This is a genomic window from Massilia sp. HP4 (assembly GCF_005222695.1).
GTDB lineage: Bacteria > Pseudomonadota > Gammaproteobacteria > Burkholderiales > Burkholderiaceae_D > Telluria.
Map to the genome: position 1 here is coordinate 479,161 of NZ_STGG01000041.1, position 9,024 is coordinate 488,184.

Annotated in this window: 11 protein-coding genes; 4 read left to right on the forward strand and 7 right to left on the reverse strand. The window is 64.9% G+C overall.

Annotated elements, in window-relative coordinates; all coding sequences use genetic code 11:
- Positions 1-43: 43 nt before the first annotated feature.
- From E8M83_RS16120 to E8M83_RS16130, 3 genes are all read left to right on the forward strand, one after another.
- Positions 44-1,720 carry an electron transfer flavoprotein-ubiquinone oxidoreductase gene (locus tag E8M83_RS16120; RefSeq protein ID WP_170976833.1) on the forward strand — a complete coding sequence of 559 codons (1,677 nt, stop codon included), beginning with the start codon at positions 44-46 and terminating at the stop codon, positions 1,718-1,720.
- Between the two features lie 10 nt (positions 1,721-1,730).
- Positions 1,731-2,705: an alpha/beta hydrolase gene (locus E8M83_RS16125; protein WP_137174332.1), complete on the forward strand. Its 975-nt coding sequence runs from the start codon at positions 1,731-1,733 to the stop codon at positions 2,703-2,705.
- Positions 2,706-2,839: 134 nt separating this feature from the next.
- Positions 2,840-3,220, forward strand: a complete 381-nt coding sequence (locus tag E8M83_RS16130; protein WP_137174333.1) for a hypothetical protein — start codon at positions 2,840-2,842, stop codon at positions 3,218-3,220.
- Between the two features lie 61 nt (positions 3,221-3,281).
- Here the strand turns inward: E8M83_RS16130 and E8M83_RS16135 are convergent, their stop codons facing one another.
- Positions 3,282-4,079, reverse strand: coding sequence for a transporter substrate-binding domain-containing protein (locus E8M83_RS16135; RefSeq protein WP_307721860.1), 798 nt, complete (start codon positions 4,077-4,079; stop codon positions 3,282-3,284).
- A gap of 77 nt (positions 4,080-4,156) precedes the next feature.
- Positions 4,157-5,269 carry a Gfo/Idh/MocA family protein gene (locus E8M83_RS16140; protein WP_137174335.1) on the reverse strand — a complete coding sequence of 371 codons (1,113 nt, stop codon included), beginning with the start codon at positions 5,267-5,269 and terminating at the stop codon, positions 4,157-4,159.
- Positions 5,270-5,423: 154 nt separating this feature from the next.
- On the opposite strand from E8M83_RS16140, the gene E8M83_RS16145 reads away from it, so the two are divergent.
- The gene (locus E8M83_RS16145; protein WP_137174336.1) at positions 5,424-6,380 is read left to right on the forward strand and encodes an SMP-30/gluconolactonase/LRE family protein; all 957 of its coding nucleotides are present in this window, start codon (positions 5,424-5,426) and stop codon (positions 6,378-6,380) included.
- Between the two features lie 3 nt (positions 6,381-6,383).
- Here E8M83_RS16145 and E8M83_RS16150 read toward each other — a convergent pair whose 3' ends face one another.
- From E8M83_RS16150 to E8M83_RS16170, 5 genes are all read right to left on the reverse strand, one after another.
- Entirely contained in the window at positions 6,384-6,785 is a 402-nt protein-coding gene (locus E8M83_RS16150; protein WP_137174337.1) for a hypothetical protein, read from the reverse strand.
- A gap of 59 nt (positions 6,786-6,844) precedes the next feature.
- On the reverse strand, positions 6,845-7,306 hold the full coding sequence (locus E8M83_RS16155; RefSeq protein WP_137174338.1) for a metallophosphoesterase family protein: 462 nt from the start codon (positions 7,304-7,306) through the stop codon (positions 6,845-6,847).
- 12 nt (positions 7,307-7,318) lie between these two features.
- A complete protein-coding gene (locus tag E8M83_RS16160) occupies positions 7,319-7,570 on the reverse strand; it encodes a DUF378 domain-containing protein (protein ID WP_137174386.1) in 252 nt (83 codons plus the stop codon).
- 150 nt (positions 7,571-7,720) lie between these two features.
- A complete protein-coding gene (locus E8M83_RS16165) occupies positions 7,721-8,338 on the reverse strand; it encodes a DUF882 domain-containing protein (protein WP_137174339.1) in 618 nt (205 codons plus the stop codon).
- Positions 8,339-8,465: 127 nt separating this feature from the next.
- A complete protein-coding gene (locus E8M83_RS16170) occupies positions 8,466-8,987 on the reverse strand; it encodes a GNAT family N-acetyltransferase (RefSeq protein WP_137174340.1) in 522 nt (173 codons plus the stop codon).
- Positions 8,988-9,024: the final 37 nt, after the last annotated feature.

Sequence of the window (9,024 nt, forward strand, 5' to 3'; positions counted from 1 at the left end):
GTGCTATTTTCTAGATGGCCTCACCGAGGGCTTACAAAAAACCATGACAGAGACAAACAATCTTCTCGAACAATACGGACCGCGCGAAGCCATGGAATACGACGTCGTGATCGTCGGCGGTGGCCCAGCCGGCCTGTCCGCGGCGATCCGGCTCAAGCAGCTCGCAGGGGAGAAAGGCCAGGAAGTATCGGTCTGCGTCCTGGAAAAAGGCGGCGAGCTCGGCGCTCACATCCTGTCCGGCGCGGTAATGGATCCGCGCGCGCTCAATGAACTGATCCCTGACTGGAAGGAAAAAGGCGCACCGTTGAACACGGTCGTCACCGAAGACCGGGTCATGTTCCTGACCGAGACCAAATCGATCTCGACCCCGGTATTCGCCATTCCGCCGGCCCTGAAAAACCACGGCAACTACATCGTCTCGCTGGCCAATGTCGTGCGCTGGCTGGGCCAGCAGGCGGAAAGCCTGGGCGTGGAAATCTTCCCCGGCTTCCCGGCTGCCGAAATCCTGTATAACGAGGACGGTTCGGTCAAGGGCGTGGCCACCGGCAATATGGGTGTCAATCGCGAAGGCGAGCCCGGCGCCGACTTCCAGCTCGGCATGGAATTGCACGCCAAATACACCTTCTTTGCCGAAGGCTCGCGTGGCCACCTGGGCCGCCAGCTGATGGCGAAATATGACCTGACCAAGGGCAAGGATCCGCAGACCTACGGCATCGGCATCAAGGAATTGTGGGAAATCGATCCGGCCAAGCACCAGCCTGGCCTGGTGATCCACACGGCCGGCTGGCCGCTGCCGAACGACACCTATGGTGGATCGTTCCTGTACCACCTCGAAAACAACCTGGTCGCGGTCGGCTACGTGGTGGGCCTGTCCTACCAGAACCCCTATCTGTCGCCGTACGAGGAATTCCAGCGCTATAAAACTCACCCGGACATCCGCGGCTTCTTCGAGGGCGGCAAGCGCATCTCGTATGGCGCGCGCGCCATCACCGCGGGGGGGTTGCAGTCCTTGCCCAAGACCGTGTTCCCGGGCGGCGCCCTGATCGGCTGCGATGCCGGCTTCCTGAACACCAGCCGCATCAAGGGCAGCCACGCCGCGATCAAGACCGGCATGCTGGCCGCCGAAGCCGCGTTTGCCGCCCTGGGCGAAGGCCGCTCGGCCGACGAACTGGCCGCCTTCCCTGCCGCCTTCGAGAAATCGTGGCTGCATGAAGAGCTGCACATCGCGCGCAACTTCAAGCCGTGGATGAGCAAGGGCCTGATCCTGGGCACGATCATGACCGGCATCGACCAGATCGTGTTCCGCGGCAAGGCGCCATGGACCTTGCACCACCAGCACGCCGACCACGAATGCCTGAAGCCGGCCTCGCACTACAAGCCGATCGCCTATCCGAAGCCGGACGGCAAGCTGACCTTCGACAAGCTGTCGTCGGTGTTCATCTCGAACACCAACCACCGCGAAGACGAGCCGGTCCACCTGACGCTCAAGAACCCGAACGTGCCGGTCGACGTCAACCTGGCCAAGTATGCCGGCCCGGAACAGCGTTACTGTCCGGCCGGGGTCTACGAGTTCGTCAAGCGCGAGGATGGCGGCGACCGGCTGCAGATCAACGCCCAGAACTGCGTGCACTGTAAAACCTGCGATATCAAGGATCCGACCCAGAACATCGTCTGGGTCACGCCGGAAGGCGGCGGCGGCCCCAACTACCCCAATATGTAAGGAGCCGCCCATGGCGACCAGCACGCTGCACACACCATTGCGCGCCGTGGCGGCCGCCTGCCTGCTGGCAGCGGCCTTCACGTCCACTGCCAGCCAGGCCCAGGACGGCGCGGCATACGATCCATTGCGCACCGCTGTCCTGCTCGGCCACGGGATGGCGGTCGAGCCGAACATTACCTACCTGCGCGCGAGCGGCCAGGACCTCAAGCTCGATGTCTACCGCCCGCGCGGCGACGGCACGGCGCGCCTGCCGGTGGTGCTGAACTTCCACGGCGGCGGCTGGGTGGCGGGCAACCGCGAAAGCCGCGCGCTGGCCGCCCTGCCCTATCTGCAGATGGGCTTTGCCGTCATCAATGTGCAGTACCGGCTGGCGAACGTGGCGCTGGCCCCGGCCGCGGTCGAAGACACCTTGTGTGCGCTGCAATGGGTCGGCCGCAATGCCGAGCGCTACCGTTTCGACCTGGACCGGGTCGTGACCACCGGCGATTCGGCCGGCGGCCACCTGGCGCTGGCCACGGCGATGATTCCCGGCGACGCTCCGCTTGCCAATCAGTGCGCGTCGACCGAGCCGACCTGGAGCGGTCCGTACCAGAACGTTGCGCCGAAGGTGAAGGCCGTCGTCAACTGGTATGGCATTACCGACGTGGCCGACATGCTGCAGGGCCCGAACATCCGCTCGTATGCGGTGGCCTGGTTCGGCAGCCTGCCGGGCCGCACCGCGCTGGCGAAGGAATTGTCGCCGCTGAGCCACGTGCGCGCCGGCGGACCGGCCGTGTTCACCATCCACGGCGACGCCGACACGCTGGTGCCTTATGCCCATGGCGTGCGCCTGAAAAGCGCGCTCGACAAGGCGGGCGTGAGCAATGTGCTGCACACCGTCAAGGGTGGCGGCCATGGCGGATTCAGCGCTGAACAGCAGGTCGCCATCTTCAGCGAGGTCCAGGCCTTCCTGCGCCAGCATGGCGTCATTGCGGCGCCGCGCTGAACGCCAGCCCGGCTTCCTGGGTTACTGCTGACTTTGTCCGAAAAATCCTACGCAGCCTCCGCCAATCCGCTGATTGGCGGGGCGCGGCATCGGCGTAGCATCGGAGATCCAGACACCAGTGCCAGGAGTCATACATGGGTGAAAACAAAGGACATGGCGATAAAGCGCCGAACTATCCCGAACTCGATGAGATGGGATCGGCCGCAAGTCGAGCCGGCCAAAGTGCCGGTAATCAGCAGAGCACCGGCAATCAGCAGAATGCCGGAAACCAGCAGCAAGGCAGCATCCAGCAACAAGACAGCACGATCCAGCAGCAAGACGCCGGCAATCAGCAAAGCGCTGGCGGACAACGGCAGAACCGGCAACAAGGCGGCCAGCACGCATCGGGCGGCACGCCCGCACTGGACGACCTGAACGCCGACCTCGACAGTCGTCACCGTGGGTCGCTGGGCAACGCGTCCCGGCAAATGGACCAGACGAGCGACTGGGACGGCAAGCAGGACAAGAACCGTTGACGTGGCATCGACCACGCATGGCGCGGCCCGCAGTGCGAGCCGCGCCTTTTAGTCGCATCCGCTAGCGTGTGGCGCTGCTGGCGTCGATGCCGAACCATTTGAGTGACAAGCGGCGCAAGGTGCCGTCGGCGCGCGCATCGGTCAAGACCTTGTCGACCGCCGCCTTGAACCGCGGATTGCCCTTGCCGAACGCCACCCCGATGCGCGCGAGCTGGCCCACCCGCGGCCCGGCCTTGATCGGCAGTTCCGAATTCTTCAACAGGTAGTTGACCATCAGGCTGTCGTCGAGCGAGGCGTCGATGCGGCCGAAGGCGAGGTCTTGCAGGTTCTCGGGCACGGCCGGATAGCTCCTGACCTCGATGCCTGGCACTGCTTTCGCCTGCTGTTCGAACACGCTGCCCTCGCGCACGCCGAGCTTGCGCCCCTTGAGGTCGGCCAGGCTGCGGTAGTTGGCGCGCTCGTTCTTGCGCACGATGAGCTGGAAGCTCGAATACGTGTAGGGAATCGAAAAATCGTAGGCCTGTTCGCGCTCGGGCGTGATGATCACCTGGCTGATGGCGGCGTCGACCTTGCCCGAAGAAACAGCCGGCAGGATGGCGCTCCATTCGGTCGGCACGAACTGCGGCCTGAGCTTGAGCCGGGTGGCCACCAGGCGCGCGACCTCGATATCGTAGCCGGTCAGGTGACCGGTCTTCGGGTCCTTGAAATTAAAGGGGGGATACGTGCCCTCGACAGCGATGCGCAGCGCACCGCGCGCCCTGGTCTCGCTCATCAGGTCCGCAGCGTGCAAAGGCTGGGGCAGCACGACCGTCATTCCCATCGTCACCGCCAGGGCCCGGACCAGGCGCCATCCCGCCAAGCTTGCCGCCTCAACCATCAACTGTTACCCCGCACCTCGGTCAAAGACACTTTATAACCGAAAAACAGCGCCGGTGACTAGCTACGCAAGCCGATTCGTTTCTGTTCGCGCGCCGAACGGTAAACGGCCTCGATGATGCGGATGTCGCGCAAGCCCTCTTCGCCCGGCACGATGGTCTCGCGATTATCCTTCACGCATAGCGCCATATGGTCGAGCTGGCCGACCCACTGGTTCGCGTACGGTCCGGGCGGCGGCGTGACCAGGGTCTTGTCGCTGCGTTCGCCGCCGACCCACATGCGCTGGCCGCTGTAGGCGGTGGCGGGCTCCAGCTCGATCCGCCCCTTGTCGCCCATCAGCACGAACTGGTTCCGGTTGGCGCTGTACATCGACATGCAGGATGCGATGACGCCTGACCGGAACTCGAGCTGGAAGTCGATCATGTCTTCCACCTCGCGGAAACGCGGGTCGCTGCGGTCGGTGGTTTCCTTGGCGAACACGGCGACGGGTTCCTCCCCCGTCATGTAGCGTGCGGCCTGCAGTGCATAGATGCCGATGTCCATCAGCGAGCCGCCGCCCGACTGCGCCTTCTTCATGCGCCAGGTATTCGGGTCGCGCGCGACAAAGCCATGCTCGGAACGGAAATAGCGCAGCTTGCCGATGGCCCCGCTGCGCGCGAGGCGAATCGCCTCGACATTGTGCGGCTCGAAGCGCGAGCGGTAGCCGAGCATCAGCTTCTTGCCGGCCTTGCGGCAGGCGGCGATCATCTGCTCGCACTCGGCCACGCTGACCGCCATCGGCTTCTCGCACATCACGTGCTTGCCGGCCGATGCCGCGCGGACCGTATATTCGGCATGCATGAAGACCGGCAGGCAGATGTAGACGATGTCGATGTCGGGGTTGTCGCGGATGCTGTCGTAGTTCTCGTAGTTGTAGATGCCGCGCTCGGGCACGCCATATTCCGCCGCCACCTTCTTCGCCTTGGCCGGGTCGCCGCTGACCAGCGCCACCAGGCGGCTGTGCTGGCACTCCTTGAACTGGGGGATGATCCGTCCCAGTCCATAGCCGCCCAGGCCGACGACCGCATAGCCCAGCTTGCGTTCGGGATTGGCCCAGGCCGGTACACCTACGGCGCCCGCCGCCAGCACGCCACCCGCAGCCAGTACCAGGCCGCGCCGATTCAGATCGATCATTCAGGTCTCCTCGCAGGATTGTCGTTCAAATACCGTGCCGATCGAGCGGCACGGCGGGATACAATTGCCTCGTTACCAAGGATACAATCGATTCGATTGAAATGGTAGCGTTAACATGGGGTTGATCGCCCCGATATTCATGAGGAGACCATCGATGACCCGTACCCGCCCTACCCGCTTCGCCACCGCCGTTCGCACCCTGCTCGCCGCAGGCATCGCAGCCGCCCTGCCCGCCGGCGCGCTGGCCGCCAGCTGCAGTGGCAAGCCGCCATCGGGCGAACTCAAGGCCGAGCGGATCGCCGCGATCAAGCCATCGCGCAGCGAGCCGGGGCTGTACGAGGGGCCGGTGTGGATCAGGGATGCGCTGTACTTCTCGGACTTCAGCTTCAGCGAAGGCTTTCCTTCGCGCGTGCGCAAGTTCTCGCCCGATGGCACGGTGAGCACCGCGATCGAGGATGCCGGCAGCAATGGCCTGGCGATCGACGCCGATGGCGCGCTGGTCGCCGCGACCCACAAGTACAAGGCCATGTCGCGCTACGACCTCGCCAGCGGCCGGCGCACCGACGCCGCCACGCGCTTCCAGGGGCAAGTCTTCAATTCGCCGAACGATATCGCGATCGCGGCCGACGGTGCGATCTATTTCACCGACCCGGACTACCAGAAGGCCGCGGCGCCAGGCGGCCAGCCGGTGACCGGCATCTACCGGATCGCCACCGACGGCACCGTCACCCTGGTGGACGGCACGCGCAAGAATCCGAACGGGATCGCGCTCTCGCTGAACGGCGACACCCTGTACGTGAACGCGAGCGACGGCGCGGTGCGCGCCTATCCGATCAAGGACGGCGTGCCGCAGCCAGGAAAAGATGTGATCAAGGGCATCGAGAACGGCGACGGCATGACGCTCGACTGCCACGGCAACCTGTACGTGACCGAACACGGACCGAGACGGGTGCGCGTGTTCACGCCCCAGGGCCGCGAGCTGGCTACGATCCGCACGGACGCCAATGTCACCAACGTCGCCTTCGGCGGCGCCGATGGCAAGACGCTGTACATCACGGGCGCCGGCGCTGTGTGGCAGGTGCGGCTGGACGTGACCGGCCTGCCCTATTGAGTATTACCAGGCGCGGCGGCCGGCCGATCCGAAATTGTGGCCGGTCACCAGCGTGGTGCTCTGCACCAGCATCGACAGGCCCAGGATCAGCTGCACCAGCTTGTCGTCGGGCAGTACCCAGAACTGGCCGGGCGGCTGCTCGGCCTGGGTGGCGGCCATGATCAGCGGCGCGATCCAGGAGGCATCCTGGTCGACGTCGAGCACGATCGCATCTTCCGTGGTCTGCATGTGGACGGTGCCGCCCTCGGCCAGCATGAAGCAGATGCCGACGCCGGTTTCCTGGGGGCGGATCAGCTCTTGCATGGCGCGATTGTGTTCGTCGATCCAGAGTTCGACGTCCTGCGGCGTCTCGAGCGGCGTCCAGGGGCGGGGTTTGAAGCGGGGTTGGTCGGACGGAAGAGTCATCTGCTGCGCGGTGAAGGAAACGGCGAGTATCTTACGGGATTTTCGTGCGCAGCGCCCTGCTATATCACGTCGAGCGTCACCAGCCGCACGTCCACGCGGCTATCCTCGACCAGCAATTCTCCGACCGACACCGGCAGCTTGAAGCGCCGCCGTCCCGCGGCGCCAGGATTCACATACAGCACGCCGCCGCGTTCCGCGCAGGCGGGCTTGTGCGAGTGACCGGTGACCACCACGCGCACGCCGCTGGCGGCCACATCGATGGCGAGTTCCTTGAGGTCATGCAGCATGTGGATGACGACGCCACCCACGGTCAGGGTGACCGTCTCGGGGAGATCGCGTGCCCAGGCGCCGTGGTCGTTATTGCCGCGCACGGCGGTCAATGGCGCCAGTTCGGCGAGCTGCGCGAGGATGTCCGCGCCGACGATATCGCCCGCGTGGAGGATGTGGTCGCTGCCCCGCAAGAAATCCAGCGCCTGCGGGCGCAGCAGCCCGTGCGTGTCGGAAATGAGGCCGATCCGCACGGGCGCCGGCACTCAGTGCCGCTTGCTGCTGGCCATCTTGGCCGTGGTATAGATCGAGTACAGCGCGGCCAGGCCCACCACCACGTAGACGATGCGGGTCAGCGCGGTATCGGGACCGAATAGCGTGGCGACCATGTCGACCCCGAACAGGCCGACCATGGCCCAGTTGAGGCCACCGATGATCAGGAGCGCCATCGCGATATAGTCGATGGCGGACATGGCCGCACGCTCGCGCGCGTGAACGTTGACGCGACGATCGGGCATCGACCGGCGATCCATGGTTGGTGCATTGATTGTTGCCATCACAGCCTCCTTGGAAAGACGTGGGACAGCCGGGGCGTCCTGCCCCGGCGCTTGACAACCATACTATCCCAAGTTACCGGACACGCTCGCACGCATCGGCGGGATGGCGAATCACCCCTTCCAGCTGCGTTCGAGGCCGGTATCGGCGTGGATCCAGCCGCCGCGCGGGCCCGAGCGGTAGTAGTAGCCGACCCCGCCGCCGCGGAAGCTCTTGATCAGCCCGCCGAGCACTTCCTCGTTCAGGCCGGCGATGCGGATGTCGGCCGCCTTGCCCACCATGTGCAGCGACTGGCGCGCGGCCGGAATGCCGGCTTCGCGCAGGCGCGCATTCGATGCCGGCGAGCGGTAGCCGGACAGGATCTCGAGCGGCTGCAGCAGGCCGTAGCGGGCGATGAAGGCCTGGGTGCTCCACAGCATCTCGAGCAGCTTGGGATCGATCCTGGCGGTGGCCTTGCCGTTGACGTCGCGCAGCAGGTGGCACAACTGCTCGTAGGCCGAGTCGATGACTTCGCCGTCCTTCCAGTACAGCACGCTCGCGCGTTCGCCACTGGCCGGACGGGTCACGGACAGGGTGCGCGGCTTGACCCAGAAATCGAGGTCGAGGGCTTGCGAATCGAACAGGTCGGGCGGCGGTTGGAGGTCGGTGGCGGCAGCGGCCAGCGGCGCCCCGAGGGCGCCCAGCGCGGCCAGGCGCGCACTGTGATGAAGAAAGTCTCTACGTGAAGCCATGGGTGCGGATCCGGTACTCGACAATTGCGATGACGCATACTATAGCGTATCCGACAAGCATGCAGAAGTGTTCACGAAGCGTGCAAATGTTATCGCTTTGTTGCAATTAGGCGACCTGGGCCGGACTTTACTCGCTGCAGTTGCAGAAACGCTTGTTCGCTGGATCGCAGGCGCCGTCGAGGCGCTTCCACAGCAGGTCGCACTCGAGCCCATAACAAGCTCTTTCTTTGCCGGCATTGATATAGCCGTGGCGCTCGAAGAACTGGCTGGCCCCAGATGGGCTGTGCAGGTGCAATTTACTGATATTCCAGGCACGCGCCTGCTGCTCCACCGCATCCAGCAGGGCACGGCCGACGCCGCAGCGCAAGGCGTCCGGCAGCACGTAGCACAAGGCCAGCTTGCCGGCCTGCGTCAACAGCGTTAGGCCGATCAGCTCGCCTTCGCTTTCGGCGACCACCACATAATTGGTGGGCGCGGAAAACCAGGTGACGACGTTGGCCGGCGTCTTGTTGCCGAGCCATGCGTCGAGCACGCCTGGCTGGCCCTGGTGGTCGGCGCGGCAGCCCTCCTCGATCGAACGGCGCAGCAGAGTGCAGGCAGCCGTTGCATCGCCAGGGACAGCCCTGCGGATTTCAATACGCGTGGACATCAATCATCTACTTGGAAACGGACATGAACGAACGATG